This window comes from Micromonospora sp. NPDC005237, assembly GCF_040607775.1.
GTDB lineage: Bacteria > Actinomycetota > Actinomycetes > Mycobacteriales > Micromonosporaceae > Micromonospora.
The window spans coordinates 381,504-405,292 of the sequence record NZ_JBEXHJ010000006.1 but is presented as its reverse complement, the minus strand read 5'-3'; the positions used below and the strand labels follow the sequence as shown (position 1 = coordinate 405,292).

At 71.4% G+C, this 23,789-nt stretch carries 26 protein-coding genes; 10 read left to right on the top strand and 16 right to left on the bottom strand.

The window, feature by feature from the left end; genetic code table 11:
* Positions 1-61: 61 nt before the first annotated feature.
* The 3 genes from ABZT87_RS19155 to ABZT87_RS19145 all read right to left on the bottom strand — a co-directional run bounded on the left by ABZT87_RS19155 (position 62) and on the right by ABZT87_RS19145 (position 2,873).
* Positions 62-1,234, bottom strand: a complete 1,173-nt coding sequence (locus ABZT87_RS19155) for a zinc-dependent alcohol dehydrogenase (RefSeq protein ID WP_355067256.1) — start codon at positions 1,232-1,234, stop codon at positions 62-64.
* Between the two features lie 30 nt (positions 1,235-1,264).
* Entirely contained in the window at positions 1,265-2,215 is a 951-nt protein-coding gene (locus ABZT87_RS19150) for an SRPBCC family protein (protein ID WP_355137024.1), read from the bottom strand.
* Between the two features lie 151 nt (positions 2,216-2,366).
* Positions 2,367-2,873 (bottom strand): DUF6584 family protein, encoded by a 507-nt coding sequence (locus tag ABZT87_RS19145; protein ID WP_355137022.1) that lies wholly within the window; start codon positions 2,871-2,873, stop codon positions 2,367-2,369.
* A 197-nt stretch (positions 2,874-3,070) separates the two neighbouring features.
* Here ABZT87_RS19145 and ABZT87_RS19140 point away from each other — a divergent pair, with 197 nt between their 5' ends.
* Together ABZT87_RS19140 and ABZT87_RS19135 are read left to right on the top strand one after the other, a co-directional pair.
* Positions 3,071-3,439 (top strand): SCP2 sterol-binding domain-containing protein, encoded by a 369-nt coding sequence (locus tag ABZT87_RS19140; RefSeq protein WP_355137020.1) that lies wholly within the window; start codon positions 3,071-3,073, stop codon positions 3,437-3,439.
* A gap of 5 nt (positions 3,440-3,444) precedes the next feature.
* Positions 3,445-5,508, top strand: coding sequence for a glycogen debranching N-terminal domain-containing protein (locus ABZT87_RS19135; RefSeq protein WP_355137135.1), 2,064 nt, complete (start codon positions 3,445-3,447; stop codon positions 5,506-5,508).
* A gap of 3 nt (positions 5,509-5,511) precedes the next feature.
* Here the strand turns inward: ABZT87_RS19135 and ABZT87_RS19130 are convergent, their stop codons facing one another.
* Positions 5,512-6,225: a helix-turn-helix domain-containing protein gene (locus ABZT87_RS19130; RefSeq protein WP_355137018.1), complete on the bottom strand. Its 714-nt coding sequence runs from the start codon at positions 6,223-6,225 to the stop codon at positions 5,512-5,514.
* A gap of 243 nt (positions 6,226-6,468) precedes the next feature.
* Between ABZT87_RS19130 and ABZT87_RS19125 the strand changes: the two genes are divergently transcribed.
* On the top strand, positions 6,469-7,134 hold the full coding sequence (locus ABZT87_RS19125; RefSeq protein ID WP_355137016.1) for a DUF4097 family beta strand repeat-containing protein: 666 nt from the start codon (positions 6,469-6,471) through the stop codon (positions 7,132-7,134).
* A 26-nt stretch (positions 7,135-7,160) separates the two neighbouring features.
* Complete coding sequence (locus tag ABZT87_RS19120) at positions 7,161-7,979, top strand: alpha/beta fold hydrolase (RefSeq protein ID WP_355137014.1); 819 nt, start codon at positions 7,161-7,163, stop codon at positions 7,977-7,979.
* Positions 7,980-8,086: 107 nt separating this feature from the next.
* Here ABZT87_RS19120 and ABZT87_RS19115 read toward each other — a convergent pair whose 3' ends face one another.
* From ABZT87_RS19115 to ABZT87_RS19100, 4 genes are read right to left on the bottom strand one after another with little or no spacing between them, the layout of a single operon-like run.
* Positions 8,087-8,608: a DUF5990 family protein gene (locus tag ABZT87_RS19115; protein WP_355137012.1), complete on the bottom strand. Its 522-nt coding sequence runs from the start codon at positions 8,606-8,608 to the stop codon at positions 8,087-8,089.
* A 10-nt stretch (positions 8,609-8,618) separates the two neighbouring features.
* Positions 8,619-8,831 (bottom strand): dihydrofolate reductase family protein, encoded by a 213-nt coding sequence (locus ABZT87_RS19110; RefSeq protein ID WP_355137010.1) that lies wholly within the window; start codon positions 8,829-8,831, stop codon positions 8,619-8,621.
* Complete coding sequence (locus ABZT87_RS19105) at positions 8,828-9,217, bottom strand: dihydrofolate reductase family protein (RefSeq protein WP_355137008.1); 390 nt, start codon at positions 9,215-9,217, stop codon at positions 8,828-8,830. The genes ABZT87_RS19110 and ABZT87_RS19105 overlap by 4 nt, the downstream gene beginning before the upstream one ends.
* A gap of 32 nt (positions 9,218-9,249) precedes the next feature.
* Positions 9,250-9,702, bottom strand: a complete 453-nt coding sequence (locus ABZT87_RS19100) for a pyridoxamine 5'-phosphate oxidase family protein (RefSeq protein WP_355137006.1) — start codon at positions 9,700-9,702, stop codon at positions 9,250-9,252.
* Between ABZT87_RS19100 and ABZT87_RS19095 the strand changes: the two genes are divergently transcribed.
* Complete coding sequence (locus tag ABZT87_RS19095; protein ID WP_355137133.1) at positions 9,619-10,299, top strand: winged helix-turn-helix transcriptional regulator; 681 nt, start codon at positions 9,619-9,621, stop codon at positions 10,297-10,299. The genes ABZT87_RS19100 and ABZT87_RS19095 overlap by 84 nt on opposite strands.
* Here ABZT87_RS19095 and ABZT87_RS19090 read toward each other — a convergent pair.
* The gene (locus ABZT87_RS19090; protein ID WP_355137004.1) at positions 10,296-11,816 is read right to left on the bottom strand and encodes a hypothetical protein; all 1,521 of its coding nucleotides are present in this window, start codon (positions 11,814-11,816) and stop codon (positions 10,296-10,298) included. The genes ABZT87_RS19095 and ABZT87_RS19090 overlap by 4 nt on opposite strands.
* Positions 11,817-11,829: 13 nt before the next feature.
* Positions 11,830-12,210, bottom strand: a complete 381-nt coding sequence (locus ABZT87_RS19085) for a hypothetical protein (protein ID WP_355137002.1) — start codon at positions 12,208-12,210, stop codon at positions 11,830-11,832.
* A gap of 260 nt (positions 12,211-12,470) precedes the next feature.
* Here ABZT87_RS19085 and ABZT87_RS19080 point away from each other — a divergent pair, with 260 nt between their 5' ends.
* Both ABZT87_RS19080 and ABZT87_RS19075 read left to right on the top strand, forming a co-directional pair.
* Complete coding sequence (locus ABZT87_RS19080) at positions 12,471-13,562, top strand: winged helix DNA-binding domain-containing protein (RefSeq protein ID WP_355137000.1); 1,092 nt, start codon at positions 12,471-12,473, stop codon at positions 13,560-13,562.
* A 150-nt stretch (positions 13,563-13,712) separates the two neighbouring features.
* Positions 13,713-14,399 carry a DUF4396 domain-containing protein gene (locus ABZT87_RS19075; RefSeq protein ID WP_355136998.1) on the top strand — a complete coding sequence of 229 codons (687 nt, stop codon included), beginning with the start codon at positions 13,713-13,715 and terminating at the stop codon, positions 14,397-14,399.
* A gap of 80 nt (positions 14,400-14,479) precedes the next feature.
* Here ABZT87_RS19075 and ABZT87_RS19070 read toward each other — a convergent pair whose 3' ends face one another.
* On the bottom strand, positions 14,480-15,394 hold the full coding sequence (locus ABZT87_RS19070) for an SDR family NAD(P)-dependent oxidoreductase (protein WP_354860744.1): 915 nt from the start codon (positions 15,392-15,394) through the stop codon (positions 14,480-14,482).
* Positions 15,395-15,494: 100 nt separating this feature from the next.
* Between ABZT87_RS19070 and ABZT87_RS19065 the strand changes: the two genes are divergently transcribed.
* A complete protein-coding gene (locus ABZT87_RS19065; protein WP_355136997.1) occupies positions 15,495-16,160 on the top strand; it encodes a TetR family transcriptional regulator in 666 nt (221 codons plus the stop codon).
* Between the two features lie 85 nt (positions 16,161-16,245).
* Positions 16,246-17,130 carry a S41 family peptidase gene (locus ABZT87_RS19060; RefSeq protein ID WP_355136996.1) on the top strand — a complete coding sequence of 295 codons (885 nt, stop codon included), beginning with the start codon at positions 16,246-16,248 and terminating at the stop codon, positions 17,128-17,130.
* An 80-nt stretch (positions 17,131-17,210) separates the two neighbouring features.
* Here ABZT87_RS19060 and ABZT87_RS19055 read toward each other — a convergent pair whose 3' ends face one another.
* The gene (locus tag ABZT87_RS19055; protein WP_355136995.1) at positions 17,211-18,212 is read right to left on the bottom strand and encodes a hypothetical protein; all 1,002 of its coding nucleotides are present in this window, start codon (positions 18,210-18,212) and stop codon (positions 17,211-17,213) included.
* A gap of 681 nt (positions 18,213-18,893) precedes the next feature.
* Between ABZT87_RS19055 and ABZT87_RS19050 the strand changes: the two genes are divergently transcribed.
* The gene (locus tag ABZT87_RS19050; RefSeq protein ID WP_355137131.1) at positions 18,894-19,868 is read left to right on the top strand and encodes an acyl-CoA desaturase; all 975 of its coding nucleotides are present in this window, start codon (positions 18,894-18,896) and stop codon (positions 19,866-19,868) included.
* Between the two features lie 83 nt (positions 19,869-19,951).
* Here the strand turns inward: ABZT87_RS19050 and ABZT87_RS19045 are convergent, their stop codons facing one another.
* From ABZT87_RS19045 to ABZT87_RS19030, 4 genes are all read right to left on the bottom strand, one after another.
* Positions 19,952-20,323: a hypothetical protein gene (locus tag ABZT87_RS19045; protein WP_355136993.1), complete on the bottom strand. Its 372-nt coding sequence runs from the start codon at positions 20,321-20,323 to the stop codon at positions 19,952-19,954.
* A gap of 21 nt (positions 20,324-20,344) precedes the next feature.
* Complete coding sequence (locus ABZT87_RS19040; RefSeq protein WP_355136991.1) at positions 20,345-21,910, bottom strand: IPT/TIG domain-containing protein; 1,566 nt, start codon at positions 21,908-21,910, stop codon at positions 20,345-20,347.
* Positions 21,911-22,361: 451 nt separating this feature from the next.
* Positions 22,362-23,600, bottom strand: a complete 1,239-nt coding sequence (locus ABZT87_RS19035) for a helix-turn-helix domain-containing protein (RefSeq protein WP_355136990.1) — start codon at positions 23,598-23,600, stop codon at positions 22,362-22,364.
* Entirely contained in the window at positions 23,587-23,748 is a 162-nt protein-coding gene (locus tag ABZT87_RS19030; protein ID WP_355136988.1) for a hypothetical protein, read from the bottom strand. Before ABZT87_RS19030 ends, ABZT87_RS19035 begins: the two co-directional genes overlap by 14 nt.
* Between the last annotated feature and the right edge of the window lie 41 nt (positions 23,749-23,789).

The window sequence follows — 23,789 nt, the reverse complement described above, 5'->3', positions numbered from 1 at the left end:
TCGAGTACGACGCCGCCCCCGAATACCGCCCGGAGGGCCGCGCGCGGCGGCCGGTCGACGCTCAGGCCTTGAGGAGCACCTTCGTACAGTCGTCCTGCTTCTTCTGGAAGATCTTGTAGCCCTTCGCGGCGTCGCGCAGCGGCAGCCGGTGGCTGACGACGAAGCTCGGGTCGATCTCGCCGAGCTGGATGCGTTCCAGCAGTGGCCGGGTGTAGCGCTGCACGTGACACTGGCCGGTCCGCATGATCAGCGACCGGTTCATGAACGCGCCCATCGGGAACTTGTCGACGAAGCCCCCGTACGCGCCGATGACCGACACCACCCCGCCGGAGCGGCAGGCCAGGATCGCCTCGCGCAGCGCGAAGGGCCGTTCCGTCTCGGTCCGTGTGGCCTGTTTGGCCCGGTCGTACGCGTACAGGGCCGCGTTGCCGTGGTGGCCCTCCAGGCCGACCGCGTCGATGCACGCGTCCGGCCCCCGGCCGGCGGTCATCTCGTCGAGGGTGTCCAGCACGTCGGCCTCGGCATAGTTGATCGTCTCGGCGCCGACGTGCTCCTCGGCGAGCCGCAGCCGGTACGGGAACCGGTCGATGACGATCACGCGCTCCGCGCCGAGCAGCCGGGCGCTGGCGGCGGCGAGCAGCCCGACCGGTCCCGCGCCCCAGACCGCGATGACCTGCCCCGGTTTGATGTCGCACATCTCGGCGCCCATGTAGCCGGTCGGGAAGGCGTCGGCGAGCATGACCGCCTGGTCGTCGGGGATGTAGTCGGGCACCTTGAGCGGGCCGACGTCGGCGAACGGCACCCGGGCGTACTCGGCCTGACCGCCCGCGTACCCGCCGAGGAGGTGGGAGTAGCCGAAGATGCCGGCCGGCGAGTGGCCCATGACCTTCTCGGCGATCCCGGCGTTGGGGTTGGAGTTCTCGCACACCGAGTACAGGCCCCGCTGGCACGACGAGCAGTGCCCACAGGCGATCGGGAAGGGCACCACCACCCGGTCGCCGGGCTTGAGGTTGCGCACCTGCGGGCCCACCTCCACCACCTCGCCCATGAACTCGTGGCCGAGGATGTCTCCCTTGCGCATGGCCGGAATGTAGCCGTGGTAGAGGTGCAGGTCGGAGCCGCAGATCGCGGTGGTGCTGATCTTCACGATCGCGTCGCGGGCATTCATGATCGTCGGGTCGGGCACGTCGATCACCTTGACGCTGTCGGTGCCCATCCAGGCGGTGGCCTTCATCTCCGCGGTCCCTTTCGACGGCGTGGGTGGTCAGCGACGGGACGCCGGCAGCGGCTGCGCGGGCCGCTGCATGGCCTGCTGGCGTACGGAGATGCCGTTCGGGCTGCCCTCGGAGCGGACCACCTCGCCGGCCTCCAGCACCTGCTTGAACCGGCGCAGGTCGTCGCGGACCTGCTGCTCGGGCTCCGCACCGAAGAGCTTGGCCACCGACCGGCCCAGCGCGCCGGCCGGGGGCGCGTAGCGCAGTTGCACCCGCACCTCGGTGCCCCGGTCGCCCGGGGCGGGCGCGAACCGGACCCGCCCGGCGTTGGCCACCCGGGTGCCCGGCAGCGAGCGCCAGGTGATGGCCCTGTTCGGCTGGTCGTCGATGATCTCGGCGTCCCACTCGACGTGGCGACCGGCCGGGCCGCGCGCGACCCAGTGGGAGCGGCGCAGGTCGTCGGCGCGTACCGACTCCAGGTGCGCCATGAACGTCGGCAGGTTCTCCATGTCGCGCCAGAACCGGTACGCCTCCGCGGGCGACCGGTTCACGGTCACCGCGATCTCCATCCGGATCACCCGGGCGCGGGCCCGTCGCGCGCGGCCGGCGCCGATGGCGACGGCCGCGTCCAGGGCGGTGATGCCGGCGATCGCGGCGGTCGTCAGCGCCAGGCGCCGTCGGCGGTCACCCCGACGGTCGGCCATCGCCCGGCCCAGCAGGGTGAGGTCGAGCGCGTCACCGGCCACCCGCGTCCACGCCCAGCCGACAGGGCGGCGGCCGGTGAGCAGGCCGACGGCGTGCACCAGCTCGCGTGCGCCGACGGCCGGGACGACCGCCTGCGCCGCCGGGGAGTCGTCCACCCCGGTCAGTCGCGCGAGGGATCGGGGTGCGGCCAGGGCGCCCACGCCCAGGGCCAGGCTCAACAGACCCAGCGCCCTCGGCAGGGTCGTCGGGACCGGCCCGTCCAGCTCCGGCAGGAGCACCGTCTCGACTCGATCCATGTCCGGTCCCTTCCGCGGGGCCGTGCCCGCCGACGCGCGGCGCACCGGCGGTGGGTCCGCCTCCGTGACGCTATGCGGTACGCCCACCCCAGGAGACCGATTCGGGACAGAACGCCCAAAGGCCGCTCATCCCACGCGTACCCGGGTCCTCCTACAGCGCCCAGCGGAGCACGGTGATCAGGCCGACGACGGTGAGCGCCACCAGGACCAGACCGATCACGGTCGCCACCAGGCAACCCAGCGCGTCCCGCCACGAGTCGGGCTCAGCCGAGCGGGGGCCGAACTCGGTCCAGGTGACCGGGGCGGGGCCCTCCCGCTCGGCCTGGCGGACCAGCTGGGCGAGCCGCGCGCCCGCCACCGGCCCGAGCCGGTCGGTGGGGTCGGCGATCACCCTCAACGCGCGCAGACGTCGCCAGGCGCCCGGGTAGGACCTCTCGAACGAGACGACCTCCTGCGCGCCGGCGTCCTCGGTGAGGAATCCCCACCGCCCGGCCTCGGCCACGTTGCCCACCTGCCGGTACAGCGCGGCACGCCGGGAGCGCAGCTCCAGGTCGTCGGGGTACGCGGCGTTCAGGCTCGTCAGCCGCTGCATCGCGGGGTGGACGTGCCCACGCCGCAGGTCGGCCTCGACCCGCGCCAGTACGCGCTCTCTCGCCATGGCGGACATTGTGAGCGGTACGCCTGCCGCGCCGACACCCGAATTCCGCCGAGCCACTGTTCAGCCTCTGTCCGGCTGCCGACCACCTGGACCCGCTTCACGCTCCCGCCCTGAACGACGCCCACGCTGAGCGTTAACAGCCCCCCGCAGCGGGTAGCCGCCATCCGTTTCTAACCAGCGCGCGCCGGGGAGGTGGGATGTCGGCGACCAGTGCCTTCTTCGAGCGGCTGGCCGCCGCCTGCCGGGATCCGCGTTTCCAGAAGGTGTGCGGAAGCGTGCGCTTCGACATCGGGAGCGGGGACGACCTGGAGCAGTGGTTCCTCGTCATCGACCACGGCGACATGCAGGTGTCCAGGAGCGGCGACCCCGCCACCACCGTCATCAGGGTGTCCGCGCAGGTCGCGGACGCGATGGCGCGCGGTGAGGTGAACGGGCTGGCGGCGATCGCCCGCGGCGAGATCCTGGTCGACGGTGATCTCGGCCTGGCGTTGCGCATCGGACGGCTGTTTCCGCGAGCGGCCGGCGACCCCACCCAGTTGGCCCGGCCAGCGGAACGTAGCCGATGAGGGACATCCCCGGCACCGTGTCGTGCATCGACGGGAACACGTTCATCGTGTCGGACGCCAGTGGCGACGTGCATTCCTCCCCGGCCACCCCGGTCGGGCTGTTCGCCGCCGACACCCGCTTCCTGTCCCGCTGGGTGCTCACCGTCAACGGTGAACGCATGGCCGCCCTGTCGGTGGACGACAGCCAGTACTACGAGGTCACGTTCTTCGTCGTGCCGGGCGGGGCGGTCGACTACGTCGAGGCGGACGTGTCCGCCATCCGGCGACGACACATCGGCCCGGACCTGACCGAGTCGCTGACGATCTTCAACTACGGTCAGTCGATTATCGACCTGGACGTCCGCCTGGAGGTGGCGGCCGACTTCGCCGACATCTTCGAGATCAAGTTCGACCTCCACGACAAGGTCGGCAGCTACTACACCCAGGTCGACGCGAACGAGTTGCGGATGGGCTATCGGCGCGGCACGTACCGGCGCGAGGTTGTCGTGTCGGCGAGCGAGCCGGCCACCATCGATCCGAGCGGCCTCCGGTTCGCCGTGCGTCTGGAGCCCGGGCAGCAGTGGACCACCCGGTTGCAGGCCGCCATGCGGGCACTGCGCCCGGACGGCGTCGACCTGCGTGACGCCCTACGGGCGCAGCGCCCGGACGACTCCACTCTGCCGGACAGCGTGCGGGAGTGGGTCGCGCAGGCGCCGACACTGGACACCGAGAGCGCGGCGCTGCAGCAGGTGTACCACCGCAGCCTGGTGGACCTGGCGGCGCTGCGCTTCGCGCCGCTCTCGCTCGGCGGCGCGACCGTACCCGCGGCCGGGTTGCCCTGGTTCATGACCCTGTTCGGCCGCGACAGCCTGCTGACCTGCCTGCAGACCCTGCCCATCACACCGTCGTTGGCCCCGCCGACGCTGCGGATCCTCGCGTCGTTGCAGGGCGCCCGGTCCGACGACGTCCTGGAGGAGGACCCCGGCCGGATCCTGCACGAGCTGCGCTACGGGGAGTCTGCCGCGTTCGAGGAACAGCCACACTCGCCCTACTACGGCACCGTCGACGCGTCGCCCCTGTTCGTGGTGCTGCTCGACGAGTACGAGCGGTGGAGCGGCGACACCGCGCTGGTGATGGAGTTGGAGCAGGAGGCTCGCGCGGCCCTGACCTGGATCGACACGTACGCCGACCTGACGTCGACCGGCTACGTCTGGTACGAGAAACGCAACCGCGCCACCGGCCTGGACAACCAGTGCTGGAAGGACTCCTGGGACAGCATCTCCTACGCCGACGGCCGGCTGCCCGGGTTCCCGAGGGCCACCTGCGAGACCCAGGGGTACGCCTACGACGCCAAGATGCGCGGGGCGCGGTTGGCGCGCGCCTTCTGGGGCGACCCCGACTACGCCGACCGCCTGGAAAGCGAGGCGGCAGAGTTGTACGACCGCTTCAACCGCGATTTCTGGCTCGACGACGACGGCTACTACGCCCTCGCGCTCGACCACGACGGGACGCCGGTCGACAGCCTCTCCTCGAACATCGGGCATCTGCTGTGGAGCGGCATCGTGCCACCCGAGCGGGCCGCACGTGTCGTCGAGCACCTGATGGGTCCGGCGCTCTTCTCGGGCTGGGGGGTGCGGACCTTCGCGGAGGGGCAGGGCCGCTACAACCCGCTCGGATACCACAACGGCACGGTCTGGCCGTTCGACAACTCCTTCATCGCCTGGGGCCTGCGCCGGTACGGGTTCGGCACGGAGGCCGGCCGCATCGCCGAGGGCATCCTGTCCGCCGCGACCTTCTTTCAGGGCCGGCTGCCCGAGGCGTTCGGTGGGTACGACCGCAGCACCACCCGCTACCCGGTCCGGTACCCGACCGCCGGCAGCCCGCAGGCGTGGTCCAGCGGGGCGCCCATGCTGCTGCTGCGCACCTTGCTCGGCATCGACCCGCACGACGACCATCTCGCCGTGAATCCCGCGTTGCCGACCGCCTTCGCCCGGGTCGCGTTGCTGGACATTCCCGGCCGGTGGGGCCGGGTCGACGCGTTCGCCCGCCACCGGCCTGACCGGCCGCCGTCGACGGGCGGAACCGCCTGACGGTCACTCGGGTCTGCTGTGCAGGACGTCGCGGGCCTGTTCGGCGGCGCGGGTGATGCTCTCGCTGATGAAGTCCAGGAAGCGGGCGATGTTCTCCAGGCGGGCGGCGGCGGGGGTGTGCGGACCGAGGACGGCGACACCCTGGCGTGCCGTCTCGACGAGCTGGTCGTTGGCGCGGGCGCTGGCGATCGTCGCCTGGTAGAAGAGCTCGTTGTCGACGACGTAGCGGTCGCGGCGGCGCTCGTCGCGCTCCCGGCGCACGAGGCTCTGGCTCTCCAGGAAGGCGATCGCCTTGGAGATGGACGCCGGGCTGACCTGGAGGCGCTGGGCGAGCTCCGACGCGGTCAGGCTGCCCGTGTCGGTGGTGAACAGGCAGGTCAGCACCCGGGCCGACATCTTGTTCAGGCCCGAGGCCATGAGGACGGTCGTGAACGTCTCCTCGTACTCGGCGACGGCCTCGGCGTCACGGCCGTGCGGCTGCGGGACCAACTCGGCCGCGCGGGCCGAGGCGGGCGCGCGTCGGCGGGCGCGGCGTTCGGTGGCGCGGTGGGCCAGGTCGGCGCGGTAGGCGTTCGGACCGCCGTTGCGCAACACCTCGCGGGTGACCGTCGAGGTCGGACGGTCGAGCCGCCGGGCGATCTCGGCGTACGGCAGGCTGTCGGCCAGCCCCAGCGCGATCTGCTGGCGTTCCTGCTGGGTGAGTCTGCCTCCCGGCATCGCGATCTCCTCGGTGGTGGTTTCTCGGAGCGCCTCGGCGCGCTCCCACCATAGCGTTCACCCTCATCCGATTGCAATGGCTCGCCGCCGTAGCGTTGCGTTATATTCCGAGCCATTGCAACACTTTCAAGCCTTTGAACTGCTTATATGCTGCTTGGACGCAACAGACTTGTTGCCGGCTGATGGAAAGCAACGTAGCGTTTCCCACATCAGAAACACCGGAACGAGCACCAGGAGAACGTGATGCAGAGCTTCCCGACCCCCGCCCCCATCTCCGCCGTCCTGGACATCCCCGCCGGGCGCGTCCAGTTCATCGCCGCCGACCGCGCGGACACCACAGTCGAGGTCCGGCCCACCGACGCCGGCCGGAGCCGCGACACCCGGGCCGCCGACCGGACCACCATTGCGTACGCCGACGGCGTCCTGCGGGTCACGACCGCGACCCCTGCCAACCAGCTCCTCGGCCCCTCCGGCTCGGTGGAGGTGACCGTCCAACTGCCCGCCGACTCCCGCGTCGAGGTCCGGGCCGCCAGCGCCGAGCTGCGCGGCGTCGGACGCCTCGGTGACGTCACCGTCGACGGCGCGTACCGCCACATCAAGATCGACGAAGCCGCGAGCGTGCGTCTCACCGCGATCGACGGCGACGTCGAGGTCGGCCGGCTCAACGGCCCGGCCGAGATCAGCACGACGCGGGGCGACATCCTCGTCGCCGAGGCCCGGCGCGGCGCGGTCGTGCTGCGTACCCAGTCCGGCGACATCTCGGTCGCCGCCGCCAGCGGCGTCTCGGCCGCCCTGGACGCCGGCACCGGCCACGGCCGCGTCAGCAACGCCCTCACCAACACCGGCAGCGCCGACCTCGACATCCACGCCACCACCTCGCACGGCGACATCACCGCCCGCAGCCTCTGAACCCCCAACCCCTCAGGAGTACGACCATGACGACGAACAATTCCTCCTCGACCAGCTCGACCTGGACCGGCATGGTGCCGGTCGACGACACGGCCCTGGCCGTCACCGACACCGGCGGTTCGGGCATCCCGGTGGTTTTCCTCAACGGCCAGTTCGCCACCCAGGGGTACTGGCGACGCGTCATCACCGACCTGGGCACCGGGTGGCGGCACATCACCTACGACGAGCGAGCCCGCGGCAGAAAGTCGGGGCGCTCGGCGGACTATTCGTTCGAGGCAGCCGTCCGGGACGTCGACGCCGTTCTCGCCGCCCGGGGCGTGGACCGGGCGGTGCTCGTGGGCTGGTCGTACGGCGCGGTCGTCGGCGCGCACTGGGCCAACCGGAACCCGCACCGTACCGTCGGCGCGGTGCTGGTCGACGGCGCGTTCCCGCACGACTGGCTGGACGAGGCCATGGAGCAGCGCATCCGGAAGCTGTTCCGGCGGATGCGCTGGTTCATGCCCCTGCTGCGCCCGACGGGCCTGGTCCCGCGGATGAACGCCGACGAGCAGGCGGAGAGCAACATCGAGTTGGGACGGCTCTCCGCCGAGCGCGAGCTGGGCCCGGTGCTCGACGCCATCACCGTTCCGGTGCGGTACGTGGTCGCGTCGGGGACGTCCTTCGGCAGCAAGGGCGACGAGCAGGAACGCATCCGTGCCAGCCTCGACGCGGTGACCGTCCGCAACCCGAACATCCGGGTCGGCGCGAAGGTCGCCAGCAACCACGGCGCGATCCTCAAGAAGGACTTCGCGGCGGTCGCCACCGCCGTACGCGAGGTCGCCGCCCTCGACCGCGAGGTCCGCTGACCCACTCCGCCCGCCGGGTCCCCCGGTCGCCTCGCGCGGCCGGGGTTGCCCGGTGGGCGACCCTGCGGGTCGTGGGCGCCCGCTACGACCTGGACAACGGGCAGTTCTCACTGGTGGCCTGACGACGTCCCCTCCCCCGGCCGTCCGTCTGGTACGGGCGGCCGGGTGGACGTCGCGACCGGCGGCTGTCGCACCGTCCAGGTGATGGCGGGTGGGTGGACCCGAGCGCACACCGGCCCGCCGGTCGTGTCCGTCAGCCCCAGACTGCCCACCAGCAGCCCGTTGCCCTCGTGTGCGGCGCGCAGCAGCTCGGTCGGAATGTCGGTGAACATCAGCTTCGCTCGCCGGAACATCGCGAACCCGTCATCGGACAGCGCGCCCCAGCTCAGGTACAGAAACCGCGCTCCGGGGCGCCCGTGCACGAATGGTCCGCCGACGTCCAGCACCCCGTCGACCTCCCGGCTGGACACCTCGACGTACCAGCTCGCCGTGCCCGCGTCGGCCCGTACGCGATCGATCACCTCGGTCTTGCGCTGGATTCCGACGTGCACGTTGCCGAGCCGCAGCGCGTCGGCGTCCGCGCCGGCCCGACGGCCTGGGAGGTCACTGCCCTCGATCCGGATCCGCACGCCACCGACTCTAGTTTCTCGGCGTCGACCGCCCGGTTGCAGCACCCCGCGGGCGGTACGTCATGAGGACGACGCCGGACTCGAAGGGTTCGGCGGACACCAGGTCCAGTCGTACGGGCGGTCGCCCGCCGTCGAACAGCGCCTTGCCCTGGCGCAGGAACAGGGGGTGCACCAGGAGGTGGATCTCGTCGATGAGTCGGAGATCGGCAAGGGAGCGGATCACCGCCAGACTGCCGTACACCACGATGTCCCGCCGGATTCACGCTTGATCTCGGCGATCTCGTCGGGGTCGATGCGCGCGATCCTCCGGGTGCCCTTCCAGTCTGCGATGTTTCCCGAGGCGGAGACGACGATCTTTTCCAGGGCGTCGAGTCGCTGGGCATATCCACGGACGGCGGCCGGTTCGTCGGGGTTGCGGGCGGCCACCGGCCAGTAGCCGGCGAAGTCGGCGTGGGTGACCCGGCCCAGCATCAGGCTGCCGGCGCTCTCCACCAGTTCCCGCTCGTACCTCTGCAGCTGGTCGTCGGCCAGCAGCCAGTCCATCTCGTCGTCCGGGCCGGCGACGAATCCGTCCAGGGTGATCCACATCGACACGACGATCTTCGGCATCCCAGTCCTCCATCATGGTGCGTTGATGCTGGTCAGCGACCGCCGCCGAGCGCGGCTCGGACGGGTTCCGGTGTCCGGTCGGGAAAGCGCTCCTGGAAGTCGACGACTCCGACCCACGTCGGGCGCAGGCCGATCCGGACCATCCGGAGGCCCGGCTTGTCGATCGCCGTCAGGTAGGCGTCGCCCACCTCGTCGCCCATCCCCGCGCGCTGGATGACGGCGTACTCCGGCAGGACGCCCTCGACCTCCGTCAGGGTGACCTTCCCGCGCAGCATGAGCACCTCGGGTAGCCCGTCGGCGGTGTCGATGCAGATCGCCACGTCCGGTCGGGCACGCAGGTCGCGGATCTTGTACGTGCCGGCGAACGCGCCGACGACCAGCTCGTCGCCGGTCCACAGGAAATTCACCGGGATCAGCCGCGGCGTCCCGTCCCCGCTGGTGTAGGCGAGCCGGGCCAGTGGCGCCACGAGCAGGCGCCGCGCCACGGGGGTGTCGAGCAGCTGCTCGGCCCCCGGCGTTTCAACGACCTGCTCGGCGGGCTCCCCGGGGTGAGCCCGAACGTGCTGAGCCAGCGGCTGCGCGAGCTGACCGAGCACGGCGTGGTGCGACGGCGGGACCTGGGGCCGCCGACGCGTGTCCACCTCTACGAGCTGACCGAATGGGGGCGCGCACTGGAGCCCATCCTGCTGCAGTTCGGCCGCTGGGGAAGCCAGTCCCCGCAGCTCCCCGAGGGCGCTCTCGGCATCGACTCCCTGCTGCTCACCATCAAGGCGGGGTTCGATCCGGCGCGAGCGGCCGATCTCCGCGGCGTCTACGCGTTCCACATCGACGCCGACACCTACCTCGCCGAGGTCGCCGACGACTCGGTGCAGCTGCGCCGCGGCACGACCCCCGAACCCGACGCGACACTCACCACCGACATCGACACCCTCCGAGCCGTCTGCGGGCACCAGATCACCGTGGCGGCGGCAGTGGACGCGGGCGTGCTTGACCTGACCGGTGACAAGGACGCCACGCAGCGCCTCACCGATCTCCTCCTGACTCCGTTCACACCCCGCGCCTTCGCCGACGACGGCACCTAGCGGGGCGGGTGACGCCGGCGCTGCCCCAGCCGGGCCAGCATGTTCTGGTACGCCTTGGTCCGGTCGGCCGCTCGCGGGGACAGCACGTCGGCGCTCATTCCCGCGGACGCTTCGCGCGCGGCAGCGGCGGCCGCCGCGTCGACGAGTGCCCGAAACGCTCGTTCCCGCTCCCGGTGCCGTTCGGACCAGGGTCGGACGGCTCTCGCGGCGAGGTACAGGCCGGCCGCGACGCAGCCGACCGCGATGAGCAGCAGGAACAGGAACGCCACCACCTCGTCGAAGGAGGGCAGAGCCCCGGCCCGGCCGACGGACCGCTCCAGTTGCCGGTCGTCGAGGGCGTCGAGGTAGTCGCCCGCGCCAGCTCCGCCCAGGACGACGAACACCAGGAAGGCGATCACCTGCATCAGCAGGCCGTACCGGGATCGATCGATCCAGGCGGCCGGCGAGGCCGGCCTCGACGCGTACGCCGCACCGAGCCGGAACGCCGACGGTACGAGCACGATCGCGGCGGCCAGCCCACCCGCCACGAGCTGGGCGCTCAGGATGCCCGCGACCCGCGGATCGGGCCAACCCCGGGCCAACCAGGTGACGAGGACGAGGAGGCCCGTCCACCCGGCGACGAACGTCAGCGCACGCCGCACGGCTGCCGCCCGCGCCGCCGGCCTGGCCCGTTCCGCCTCGGCGGCCTGCCACTGGTCGATCTGCCGCTGCGCGGTGCGGCGCTCCTCGGCGGCCTGGTGTCGCTGCGCCTCCCGCCGGGCCCGCTCGTCGGCACGCCGGGCGTCCTCCGCCTCCCGCCGGGCGCGCTCGTCGGGGCCGACGAACGGCGCCAGCAGGTGGGGCCGGTTCGGCTCCCGCAGCGGATGCCGCGGTGGCAGGTCGGCGGGGGCGCGCCACCCGAGGTCGGTGCCGAGCACCACCCGCATTCCACCGACCAGCCGGTCGGGCAGGAGCGTCGCGACAGCGGAGGCGTCGCGTCGGGCGTCGAGGCCGTCGACGATGAGCACCAGCCGCTCGCCCCGCCGCTCGCACGCCTGGGCCGCGTCGACGTACCGGCCCAGCAGGTGCGCCTCCCGGGTGGACCCGGTGAGATGACCCGGCATGTACCGGTCGGTCAGCTCGACCAACTGCTCCAGCACGACGTCGACGAACGCCTCGCGGGTCTCCCGCTCGGTGCGGCCGGCGACGACGAAATACGACACGACCCGTACGCCCGGGGGCGGGTGGAGCACGAACCAGGACAGCAGCGCGGTCATCCCGGTGCCCGGGGCAGCCTCCCACCGCAGGTACGCGCCCGACCCGTCACCCGTGCAGAAGGCCGCGAGCCGCGCCAGCTCGGCGTCGCGGTCGAGCAGGTCGGCCGGGGCGATCCGGTGCACCTCCGCCGGGTACGCCGACCGTACGACCGGGCCGAAGGTGTTGTACTGGCGGCTGTGGGGGCCGAACTGGACGCCCTGGGCGTGGCGGGCGTCGACGCCGCGCGACCGGTCGTCCTCCGACTGCCCGCTGTCGCCCATCTGCCCGGCTGCCTCAGTTGAAGGTGTTGTGCTGGGTGCTGTAGCTGCCAAGCTGGACGCCCTTTGACCCGCGCAGGTCGACCTGGCCGATCTCGGTGCGCACTCCGGCCGCCTCGGCCCGCGCCAGCAGCTCCCGCGCGAGGCTGAGGATCTGCTCGTCCCGGTCGACGCCCGCGCGGGTGAGATCGTCGGCGAGGTGCACCTGCCAGACGCCCGAGTCGGTGCCCCCGGCCTCGAACGCTCGCAGCGCCTCCTGGCCCTCGCCGGTCAGCCGGCGACGCACCAGGCCCCGGAAGCTCTCGGCGGCATCGCGGACCGCGGCGCTTGTCGCGTCGGCCACGCCTGTCGACGCGCCGAGCGCCAGGGCGGCGAGAAGCAGTTCCACACCGTCCACGGGTACCTCCGTCATTGCTGCCATCAGCGTTCCCCTATTGCACCATCCGGGCGCCGCGTGTGGACACCCGCGCCGGCTCCCCCGCCGGGACCGGCGGAAGCGACGGCGACCGTCCACGCAGGTGAGTTCGGGCGTGCAGGGCGAGCGCGGCCAATGTGTCCGGATCACGACACGCCCAGGTGGAGTGAGCCGCGGCGGTTCCGGCACGGGCGCTGCACGCCTGGGCCCACCGCACGAGCCGCCGTGGCTAGGGTGCAGACATGGTTGATCGGCGCCAGGTGATGAACTTCCGCGTCCGGGCCCAGCAGCTCGACCGGGACGAGGGCACGCTCGCCGACACCGCCGTCCTCGACATCGGGGTGCAGAACACCGGTCCGGACGGCGCCCGGTGGGCCCTCGCTGTCCGTGGGGTCGACGTGACCGCGATGTCCGACGCGGACGTGGTCCTGCTGTGGACGGTGCGCGGCGCCCCGCACCTCTACCGCCGAGCCGACGTGGGCCACGTGGTGGCCGCGGTCGAACCGTTCTCCGATGCCGACGCGGGCAAGCGCATCTACGACGCGGCCAACCCGTTGAAGGCCGCCGGCATCGACAACCTCGCCGCCCTCGACGAGGTGGCCGCGCGCATGCGGACCATCGTCACCACGCCGACGGTCAAGGGAGAGGTCTCCGGCCGCCTGGCCACGGTGCTGCCCGAGCCGTACCTGCGGTTCTGCCGGGTGTGCGACGCCACGCACCTCTACGAGATGCCGTTCCGGCTCGCCGCCGCGCGGGCCGGCCTGGAACTGCAACTCGACACCTCGCCTCCGATCCTGCGCCGCATCACCGGGTTCACGAGGGCCGCCGCCCCGGTCGACCGGTTCGACCTGATCCGCGCATACCTTCGCCTGCTCGGACCGGCCACCCCGAAACAGGTGGCCGGCTATCTCGACGCCCCCGTGAAGGACGTGAAGGCGCGCTGGCCCGACGACGTGGTCGAGGTGACGGTCGACGGCGAGGTGCGGTGGCTGCTGTCCGCCGACGAGAAGGCGCTGGAGTCGGCCGACGCCACCACAAGCCGCCTCCTCGGCCCGTTCGACCTGTTCCTCCAGGCCAGGGACCGGGCGACGCTGGTGCCCGACCCCGCCCACGCCAAGGAGTTGTGGCCGGTGTTGGGTCGGCCGGGCGCCGTCCTGGTCGACGGCGACCTGGTGGGCACCTGGCGACCCCGTAAGTCCGGCAGGACGCTCACGATCGCGGTCCAGCCCTGGCAGAGACTGTCGGCGGGGACGCGCGACGCCATCACCGCACAGGCCGAACACCTCGCCGCGCACCGCTCCGCCACGTTCGCGGGCGTCGACTTCGCCAGCTAGCGGCCCGCACGACGAACGGCCGATCGGCCGGTACGGACGAGTACGCCGTGAAGGACTGTGGGGCGTCCTCGGCCGTCGACACCAGTCAGCGAGCCCCCTCCCTCATCGGCCGCGGCAGGCACCGGCGCCCGGCGCGTGGAAGGGGCGAGGATGCAGCCGACCTGGCTCCTGGCGCTCTCCTGGGCCTCGCTCGCGGTCGGCGTCGTCAGCTTCGCGATCGTCCTCGCCGACACCTATCTCTACGGGCACCGTCAGCCGGTCAAGGTCATGGAGATCGTTTGGCTGGTAACCGTCCTCTACGTCGGTCCGGCGGCCGTTTGCCTCTACTGGAAATGGGGCAGGCCCGAGGCGCTCTCGCCACGGCGGCGGGACGATCAACCTCGACGGCCCCACCGGGGCATCATCCTGACCCAGGTGTCCCGTTGTGGCGCGCACTGCGCTCTCGGCTTCATCGTCGCCGAGGTTGCCCTGTACGCCGTCAGATTCGACCCGGCCCAGAACGGGCTGTGGATCGCTTACGCCGGCGACTATCTGGCGGCGGTGACGATCGCCGTTCTCTTTCGGCTCTTCGAGGGGCCCCCTCGCAGCGTCGCACAGATCGGGCACGCGCTGACGACAGTCGTGAAGGTCGAACTGCTGACGATCACCGCGTTCGAGGTGGCGCTGTTCGCGTGGCTGACGCTGGCGCATCACATGGTCTTTCCGGAGCCAACCCTGCGACCCGACAGCCCGACATTCTGGTTCGCCGGCCAGATCGGGCTGATCGCTGGCTTCATCACGGCCTGGCCCGCCGCCTCCTGGCAGGTCGGCCGAGGGATAAGCGTCGCGCCCCGCTGACGTCGCCAGACCTCACGCTGACGGTCGCGGCGGGACCCGTCCGGGCCTCGCCGCGACCGGTCACCTGCCTCGTGGCGCGGTCACGCCGCGAAGGCTGCCTGGCCGACCGGGAACCGCACGCCGGTGAGGTCTTCCGAGACGGCCCAGAGGCGTTGTTGCACGGTCAGGTCGTAGGACTCGGGGCTGGAGGTGACCAGCTCCGGGTGGCCGCGCGTCTCGCCCAGGCCGTCGGGGCCGTAGTACTGCCCGCCGAGGACGGACGGGTCGGTGGCGGCTCGCAGGGTGGGCAACGCGCCGGCCGTCGCGGGCTGGGTGATCACCGGGGCGAGCCAGGTGATCGGTGCGCGGACGACCGCCGGGGAGTTGCGGACCAGTTCGGTGTTGGAGACGCCGGGGTGTGCGGCCACCGCGACCGTGGTGCCGTGCGGGGCGAGCCGGCGCTGCAACTCGTAGGTGAACATCAGGTTGGCGAGCTTGGACTGGCCGTAGGCGGCGACCCGGCCGTACGAGCGCTCCCACTGCAGGTCGTCGAAGTGGATGGCGGCGCGGATGCGGTGGCCGACGCTGCTGACCGTGACCACCCGGGAGCCGGGCACCGGCAGCAGCAGGTCGAGCAGCAGGCCGGTGAGCGCGAAGTGGCCCAGGTGGTTGGTGCCGAACTGCATCTCGAAGCCGTCGCGGGTGGTCTGCTTCGGGGTGTACATCACGCCTGCGTTGTTGATCAGGAGGTCGATCCGCGGGTGGGCGGCGCGCAGGTCGGCCGCGGCGGCGCGCACGGAGTCCAGCGAGGTCAGATCCAGTTCCTGTACGGAGACGTCGCCGTTCATCCGGGCGGCGGCCCGCTTGCCCTTCTCGGTGTCGCGCACGGCCAGCACGACCGACGCCCCGCGCTCGGCGAGCAGCCGGGCGGTCTCGAAGCCCAGCCCGGTGTTGGCCCCGGTGACCACGGCCACCCGGCCGTCCTGGCGCGGAATCTGCTGCTCGGTCCAGTTCATCTCAGGCTCCCAATGTACCGCCGGTAAGTTACACCTGAACGGTAAGGTACCGCCGGTACACTGTCAAGAGACCGGCGGTACCTAAGTTAGGGTTGGCGACATGACGTTCAAGCGGGCGCGCAGCGAGGAGCAGCGCGCGGTCCGGCGCCAGGCGATCCTGGAAACCACCTCGGCGATGCTCGACGAGATGCCGGTGGCCGAGGTGACGCTGAACGAGCTGAGCCGGCGGGTGGGCCTGGCCAAGACGGCCGTGCTGCGCTATTTCGAGTCCCGCGAAGCGGTGCTGCTCGACCTGATGGACGACCGGACGACGACCTGGCTGGCCGAGCTGGAGCAGGAGCTGGACCAGGGCGTCGACCCGAGCGGGTCCGCGCTGGAACGGGCCGAGCAGACGGCGGACGTGCTCAGCCGGTCGCTCGCCGCCCAGACGGTGCTCTGTGATCTCTTCGGTGCGCAGGGCGGGGTGCTCGAACACAACGTCTCGGTCGAGGCGGTCCGCCGGCACAAGCGCGCCTCACTGGCCAACCTCGCGGTGATGGCCGACCTCATCCGGCGGCACCTGCCCGAGGTCGGCGACCGCGCCGAGCTGTTCTGCCTGAACGCCTTGCTGATGGCTGGCGCACTGTCCGCCTACACCTCGCCGCCGCCGAGCCTGCTCGCCGTGTACGAGTCCGAGCCGGCGCTCGCGGTCCACCACATCGACCTACGGACAGCCCTGCGGCTCGCCATCATCACGTCGCTCGTGGGCATGCTGCCGCGCTCCTAGTCCGACGCGGGCTCGGAAGCTCGGCACCTGGGGCTGCGCGGAATTCGATGGTCACGAGGCTGCTCACGGTCTACCGTGGCCCGCCGTGCTCTCAAACGAACAGATAATCGAACAGGCCCTGGATCGGATCGAGGCAGGGTACGTCTTTCCTGCGAAGGTCGCGGACATCGACGCCGCGATCCGGCGCCGCCTCAAGGCCGGCGAGTACGACGACCTGGACGGGCCGGCGCTCTGCGAGACGGTGACCGCTCACCTTCAGCAGGTGTGCCCGGACAAGCATCTGCGGCTGCTCTGGGCCGACCAGCCGCAGTCGCTCGATCCGGCGGACGAAGACGGGGGCCGGGCCGCGTTCCTCGCGCTGCTCAGGGCGGAGAACCAGGGGATCCGCCGGGTCGAGCAGGTGGACGGGAACGTCGGGCTGATCGACGTGCGGCGCATCGCGTACGCCGACGAAGGTGCCGCTGCGATCGGCGCGGCCATGCAACTGGTCGCCCTCAGCTCCGCGCTCATCCTGGACCTGCGCGCGTGCTCCGGCGGAGCACCGGAGGGAGCCGCGATGTGGTGCAGCTACTTCTTTCGCGACGATCAGGTGCACCTCAACGACTTCTACGAGCGGTCCACCGGCGCCACTCGCCAGTTCTGGACTGCCGCGCACCTTCCCGCGCCGCGCTATGTCGACCGCCCGGTCTATGTGCTCACCAGCGCGATGACGTTCTCCGGGGGCGAGGACGTGGCGTACACCCTCCAGGCGCACGGCCGGGCGGTCGTCGTCGGCGAGACGACCCGCGGCGGCGCGCATCCGACGGCCCGCCACCCGATCACCGAACACATCCTGGTGACCGTGCCGACCGCCCGGACCATCAACAGCGTCACCGGCACCAACTGGGAAGGCGTCGGAGTGGTCCCCGACGTACCCGTCCCGGCCGACCAGGCACTCGACACGGCACTCAAGGCCATCTCGGGCGCATAGGCGCGCGCGGCGGGACTCTCTCCGGGTCCCGCCGCGGTTCCGTGCTCCCGGCCGGTTGGGTGCCGACCGGGAACACCGCGTCAGGCGGTTGTCAGTCCTCGGGTCGCCAGCTCGCTGAGCGACGCGTCGCCGTTACCGCCGAGCGTCGCCCGAGCCACCGCCGGTTTGCGCAGCTCGAACACCTCGACGAGGATCGTCGGCGCCTCGGACCGGCGGCGGATCCCGTCGATCTCCTGCCGGTCAGGGTTGAACGGCAACGTCTGCCACCGGTTCGCGGTCTCCTGCCAGCCGGACGAGATGGCCGCGGCCAGGCCGTCGAGCAAGCTCTCGTAGTTCTCCCGGCTGATCGCGCGACCCAGCCCGTACCGCTCGCGCAGGGCGAGAATCTTGGGCGGAGCCTCTCCGGAGTAGCTGTTGTTGATTCCGAGCCACCAGTGGGCGAAGTACGTGCCCTGGTAACCCTGGGCCAGGTAGCGCGACCCGTCGTGGTGCACCTCGATGATGAAGTTGTGCACCTGCGGGAACTGGCAGTCGAGCAGCAGGACGGTCTGGGCGTTGGCGGGCTGGACGAGCAGCGCCTGCTTGAGCGCGTCGCCCTTCCCCGCCCCGTAGGTCTGGCCCGACAGGCGGACGGGCTCGCCGCCCTTGTCGCGCAACTGCTCGCGGATCTGGAACGCGGCCATTCCGCAGTTCGCCCACCTGCGGCTCTCGTCGCGCAAGGTGATCTGCGGGTCGTCGGTCCGCCCCGTGCTCGCCACCGCCGCGTTGAGCTTCGCCAGGTCGTCGCCGCCGACAGCCTCGTCACGCTGCCGTTGGCTGTCGTCGGTGGCAAGGGCCATGTCGTTCCGCGCGTTGCTGGTCGCGGCGGTGATGGCTTCGGCCCAGGTCCCGAAGCTTCGGTGCGGCACCAGCTTGCTCGCCGACCAGTTCACCAACGCCCCGACCACCTCGCCCGTGAGGTCCCTGGGCAGCAGCGGTTTGATCCGGGTCAGGATGTCGTGGCACGCCTTCTCGTCGGTCTCCAGGTTGGGAATTTGACCGTTCGGTGGGTAGGTGTCCCGCTCCTCCGCGATGATCAGCATCCGAACCTCCACTGTCCGCTGTCTACGACCGCCCCCACGGCGAGCCGGGTTCCAGATTGGACCCTCCGTGAGCGGACGAACACACAACGTCGGACTTCCGTCCCCGATCGCGACTTCGTCGCTCAGTCCGCGACGAGGCGTACCCGGTGGATCTGAGGTCCGGGTGAGGGCGGTGCGATCAGCGGGTGTGGCGGACGAGCGTCGCCAGTCGCGCCACGCCGGCCGGCGCCGGCTGCGCGCGGGGGACAACGGCGATCACGGTACGCGCCAGAGGCCGGCACCGAACCTCGGCCGGCGCGACAACTGTCCGCCTCGACGAGGGCCCGAGCCGCCCCACGCACGTCACCGAAGCTGGTGCGGTGCTGATTGTCGGACTCGACGGACGAAGCCCCCAGCCAATCGGCAGACTTACACGAGGGCGGGTATTGCTCGCGTATCAGTCATCGTGAGCTGCCGATTTCCTCGTGCGAAGACGTGGCTGTGAGGAAGACTGGGGCCGTCAGCGGCGGTTTGCTTGTTCGATCCCGTCGGACCACCGATGAAATTGCGCGAACGCCTGGTCATGGCTGACAGCGAAGCCGGCGAGCTGATCGGCGTGGCTGACAAGGAGCGGCGACGTTGAGTGACACGGATCTTGGCACCCGCAGCGACCGGGGTAGTGAGTACGCCGACCTCTCCCGCATGGTCCGAAACGCGGGTCTCCTCGACCGACGAGCCCGCCGCTACGCGGCGCGGGTGACGGTGATGCTGGGTTGTCTCGTAGTGCTGGGCGTGCTGTTCGTGCGGCTCGGGTCGTCGTGGTGGCAGACGGCTACCGCGGCCGGTGTCGCGGTGCTCCTCGCGCAGTTGGCGTTTCTCGGTCACGACGCCGGGCATCGGCAGATCTTCCGCTCCCGCCGGGCGAACGACGTGGTCGGCCTGGTGTGCGCCAACCTGGTGACCGGGATCAGTTACGGGTGGTGGGTTGACAAGCACAACCGCCACCACGCGCATCCGAACACCGAGGGCCGCGACCCCGACCTCATGGTGACTCCGCTGTCCTTCACCCCGGGTCAGGCTGCGGCGCAACGCGGCCTGGGGGCGCTGTTCGTCCGGCACCAGGCGGCGCTGTTCTTCCCTCTGCTGCTGGCGGAGGGTCTGCACCTGCACGGCGCCAGCGTCCGGGCGGTCGTCCGCGGCGGCGGGCTCAAGCGCCGGCGCATGGAGGCCGGCCTGCTCGTCCTGCATTTCGCCGGCTACCTCGGGGCCGTGTTCCTGGTCCTGAGCGTTCCGCAGGCGATCGTGTTCATCCTGGTCAACCAGGCCCTGTTCGGGCTCTACCTGGGCAGCTCCTTCGCCCCGAACCACAAGGGCATGCCCATCCTGTCCGAGGCCGACGACCTCGACTACCTACGCCGACAGGTCCTCACCTCCCGCAACGTGCGCGGCGGCCCGTTCCTCGACGCACTACTCGGTGGGCTCAACTACCAGATCGAACACCACCTCTTCCCCAGCATGCCCCGACCCAACCTCCGCCACGCCCAGCCGCTGATCCGTCAGTTCTGCGCGGAACACGAGATCGCCTACCACGAAACCACCCTCATTCAGTCCTGGGCACAAGGGCTGGCACACCTACGGGCAATGGGGGCCGGATCGACCCGACCTGGCAACCGCTGAGACTGGTTCCGCCAGCTACCCCCTGGTCGCTCGGCTGCTACGGCCGGCCAGGGGAACCGGTCGGGGCGGTGCGCTCAGGCTGATCAGCGGGTGAGGCCGACGAGCGTCGCCAGTCGCGCCACGCCGGCCGGCGCCGGCTGCGCGCGGGCAACATCGGCGATGAGAGTACGCGCCAACGGCCGGCACCGAACCTCAGCCGGCGCGACACTGTCCGCGTCGACCAGCGCGCGTGCCGCCCCCCGCAGGTCACCAACCTGCAGGTACACCCGCGCGGCATCCACCAGGTACGCGCCCCGGTACTCGGCCGGCAGCCGCCGCCACGCCTCCCGCCGCACCACAGTCGAGTGCCGTCGTACCGCCTCGTCGGCGTCACCCCGCTCCGCCGCCAGCAGCACCCGCGCCAGGTCGACGACGATCGGACCGAAGGTGGTGCGGTGCTGATCGTGCCCCGGCATCTGCGCCGGGGCACGGCCGGGTCAGACGTTCTGCCTGCGGTGGCGGGTCATCAGGAGCAGCACTGCACCGGTGAGCAGCATGGTGAGGCCGGCCGCTACGGGCATGCCGAGTGAGGCGCCGGTGACCGGCAGGATTGCCTCGTAGTGGAACGCGACCTCTTTCGACGTACCACCCGGCGTGGTCACCCGGATCTCGGCCTTGCCCGCCGCGCACGGCGGCGTGCGGAACGTCAACGAGCGGCCGTTCGCTGCGACGGTGACCTCACTCGCGGCGATCGTCCGTCCGCAGATACCGAGCGTGGTCTGGCCCGGGACGAACCCGCTGCCCCGGACGGTCACGACGGTGCCGCCCGCGGTGCTGCCGTTGTCCGGGGAGAGCGACTCGATCCTCGGTGCGACCGCGACCGCGCGGTAGGTGAACGTGCCGGCGTTCGCGGTACCGCCCGGGAAGACCAACTCGACGGTCGCTGGACCCGCCGGGTTCGGCGGGGTCACCACCGTGATCGTGGTGCCGGCCGGGTTGACGGTGAAGCCGGTGCCGGCCACCCCGGCGAAGGTCACCCCGGTCGCCCCGGTGAACCCGGAACCCGTAATTGTCACCGTCGTACCGCCGGCGGGCGGCCCCTCGCCCGGCGTCAGACCGGTTACCTCGGCACCGGTGCCGTCGGCCAGATAGGTGTACGGCAATGCGGGCGTCGAGCCACCGGCCGTGGTGACCACCACCGCCGCCGGGCCCACCGTTCCCGGCGGTGTCACGGCCGTCAACGACGTACCGTCGGCGGTCACGACCACGTTGGTGGCCGCCACTCCGTCGAACCTCACCGCCGTGGCATTCGGCACGAAGCCGGTGCCGGTGATCGTCACCGGTTGACCACCCGCTTGTGGGCCGGAATTCGGCGAGATCGCCGACGCCGTCGGCGGCACCGCCGGCGGGCTCTGACAGGAGGCCTCCGCGAGGATCACCTGCCCGAGCGAGAACTGCACCGGTTCAGCGCCATTGAGCCCGGAGACGGAGAGCAGCGCGCGCACGTTGATCGCGACCGAGTTGTTCGGCGTGCCGGTGAGCTGACGGTCGACGACGGCGCGCAAGGTGGCGTTGGTCAGACCGGTGACGGTGACGTTCGCGGTGAACTCCTGGGCCGTGTCACGGACGCTGATCGGCTGACCGAAGACCGCGATATCCTCGCCGGTGGCTCCGGCGCTGGTGTTGCCGGCGCTGCACTGGACGGTCACCCCCAACTGGGAGACGTCCAGCACCTCGACGCCGAGGACGCTCAGCGTGAAGTTGGCGAGCTGGGACGAGGCGGACGACGTGGTCGGCCCGCGGGTGGCGGTGACCTCCGCGACCGTGCCGGTGGCGACCACGTTCTCCGGATCGGAGAGGGTGATGTCCACCGACGTCTCCTCGTCCGTACCGCCGCCGGGTGGGGCGGTCACGCTTCCGAAGGTGCCCTGGGCCTGGACCGACTCGTCGCCGGGGTCTCCGACCAGGTCGAGCACCGCGCCCCGCGCAGCGGCGTCGCCCGGGGCCGCGAGCGCCGGCGGCGCCAGCCCCAGACCGGCCGCGCCAGCCACCAGTAACCCCACCGATACCACCGACAGTCGTCGCCGGACAGATCCCATCGCTTTCCCCGTTCAGCTCACGCAAGTGCCGGTGCGCGGAACCTGGATCCACGCCACTCAACGGCGAAACGAGACAGAGCGCGGCGCGGCAATGGGTGGAACCACCGAAAGCGCATGGACGACCACACTTAGTCACCGAAATCACGGCGAAGTCGTCCGCAGTTGGATGATGTGAGGCCAGGGCCAGCGGACCCGCGTGACCCGTCCCGGCTTGAGCCGGACGCTCCCGAAGTGCTCCCCGGTGTGTAGCCATCCGGCCCCGCCGTGGGTCTGATCTGGTTGATCAAGCCCGGGCGGGGCCGGATGTCCCTGCGTGCTGCTGGCGACTGCCGTCAGGCTCCGGCGATCTGCGTGGCCGCCTTCACGCACCGCCGGCGAGGCCGGCGCGGGCAAGGTGGTGGCCGAGCGCCGGCCGTCAGCGGGTCAGGCCGACCAGCGTCGCCAGTCGCGCCACGCCGGCCGGCGCCGGCTGCGCACGGGCAACATCGGCGATGAGGGTACGCGCCAACGGCCGGCACCGAACCTCAGCCGGCGCGACACTGTCCGCGTCCACCAGGGCTCGCGCCGCCCCGCGCACGTCACCCACCTGGAGGTACGCCCGCGCGACGTCTACCAGGTAGGCACCCCGGTACTCGGCCGGCAACCGCCGCCACGCCTCCCGCCGAACGATCGTCGAGTGCCTTTGTAGCGCCTCGTCGAGGTCACCCCGTTGCGCCACCACCAGCACCCGCGCCACCTCGACGGCGACCGGCCCGAAGCTGGTGCGGTGCGTGTCGTCGTACCCTCTCAGGCTGGCGGCGATCCCTGCGGCCCGGTCAATCAGCTCGTCGGCGCGGCGGTGCTCGCCGCAGCCGGCGGCAGCAAGGGCGGCCTGCACCAGCAACGTCCCACCCACCGCCCACTCCCCCGGCGCGACCCCGCTCCCACCCCGTTGATCATGAGGTTGACGGGCTGTTCGATCTCCATGAAGCCCGCCAACCCCATGATCACCTGGACGGGATGGGGATGGGGATGGAACGATGCGGTTCGCCGCAGCTAGGGTCGCGGTTAGGGCCAGGTGGTCGCGGTTGGACGAGCGCAGTGCCTGGGCTACCGAGATGGCTGCGGTTGCTGCCAGGATCGGGTCGTCAATGGCGGCGGACATCGCCCGGTCGGCGGCCAACCAGGCTAGGCCGGCCTCGCCGAGCTTGACCAGCAGTGACGAGGTGATCCGGTACGCCTGCACCAGCAGCTCCGCCGACCGCGCACCCTGGGCGGCGTCGAGCAGACCCGGCAACAGCCGCACCAACTGCCCGTAGTGCGCGTGCTGATAGGTCAACCAGGCGTGCCCCACCTGCCGCCTCAGCTCGTCCGTCTGCGGTGGAGCCTTCGGGGTGGCGTAGCGGGCGAGAGCGGCCCGGATCTCGTCCACCCCGTCCGGCGTGCCCGCCGGGGTGGTCCGCGGCTGGCCGAGCAGCACCTCCGGGTCGACCCGCAGGACGTGGGCCAGCTCCTGGATCACCGAGTACCGATCCAGGGTGCGGACGCCGCGCTCCACCTTGTCCACCCAGCTCTTCGACCTGCGCAACCGGTCGGCGAGCATCTGCTGCGTCATCGACCGCCGCACCCGCCAGCGGGCGACGCGGCGGCCGATCGGGAGGTCATCGTTGGTCACGCCGCCACCGCCGGTCCGGGACCGCGCGGGTCATGTCCTCCACGGGTACGCGCTCCGCCTCGGCCTGGGCCAGGAGGCGCTGTTTGGCCGCCTCCCGCTCGGCCGCCTCACTGTCGTTCTCCAGAGCGTTGTCGTCTCGACCGCTCATCCCCGCCTCCTCCGGTGGAGGCCCAGGTGCTCGCTGCCCCG